General features: G+C 34.9%; 2 protein-coding genes. Both read left to right on the forward strand.

Annotation, left to right across the window (positions count from 1 at the left end):
* Positions 1-52 precede the first annotated feature (52 nt).
* Positions 53-307 carry a transposase gene (locus tag FFM63_RS09750; RefSeq protein WP_010728946.1) on the forward strand — a complete coding sequence of 85 codons (255 nt, stop codon included), beginning with the start codon at positions 53-55 and terminating at the stop codon, positions 305-307.
* Between the two features lie 17 nt (positions 308-324).
* A partial coding sequence (locus FFM63_RS09755) for an IS3 family transposase (RefSeq protein ID WP_246033378.1) occupies positions 325-1,068 on the forward strand: 744 nt, incomplete at its 3' end.

Consider the following 1,068-nt stretch of genomic DNA (forward strand, 5'->3'; position numbering starts at 1 on the left):
CTTTTCGTAGAGACAGAAATAAATTAAACTTATCTACGAGAGGATGGATTTTATGACCCGATACGAAGAAAATTTCAAACAGATGATTGTTGAGCTGAATCAAACTGGACGTTCTGTTCGAGGATTGGCGAAAGAATATGGCTTATCTGAAGCAACGATTTACAAATGGAAAAATTTATATTTACCAAATCAGTCCACAGGACTGACCGGAAAAGAAGCGGCTGATTTGAGAAAAGAAAATGCTCGTTTGAAAGAGGAACTTGAAATATTAAAAAAAGCCGCAGCCATATTCTCTCGAAAGACCTAAAGTCACTTGTTCGATTCATTGAAAAATGGTGTAAGGAGTACACTGTTTCTTTGTTGTGTCGGTTATTAGAAATTCCTAGAAGCGTCTACTATTTTTATAAAAATAAATCGTTAACAGCTACAGAAGTCAGAAATAACCAATTGAAAAAGAAGATTTCAACGATCTTTTTTGATCATAAACAGAGATATGGTGCAACAAAAATCCATCAAGTGTTGCTAAAAGAAGGAATTTCAGTATCTCTTAAGCATGTACAAAAACTGATGAAACAATTAAATCTAAGGTCAATTGTGGTTAAGAAATACAGACCTCAACGGCCTGTTCAGCCGGTTGTTTTAAAAGAGAACATCTTAAATCAGGACTTTTCTACTAAAACTATCTGTGAAAAATGGGTAGCTGATATCACCTACATTCCAACTAAGAAAAATGGTTGGTGTTACTTATCTTCGATTATGGATTTACACACGAAAAAGATTATTAGCTATACATTTTCTAAACGAATGACTGTCGATTGTGTGTTACAAACATTCAATCAAGCAAAGCAACGGTACCACATCCCAGAAGGAATGATTCTACACACTGATTTAGGTAGTCAATATACAGCAATCGAAGTGGAAAATTGGCTTGAAAACAATAAAATAAGGCATTCCTATAGTCGCAAAGGAACACCATATGATAATGCAGGAATTGAGTCCTTCCATGCATCATTGAAAAAAGAAGAAGTATACACGACGACTTACTCAGACTTCGAAGAAGCGAATCGA

The sequence above is a fragment of the Enterococcus pingfangensis genome (assembly GCF_005405205.1).
GTDB lineage: Bacteria > Bacillota > Bacilli > Lactobacillales > Enterococcaceae > Enterococcus_A > Enterococcus_A pingfangensis.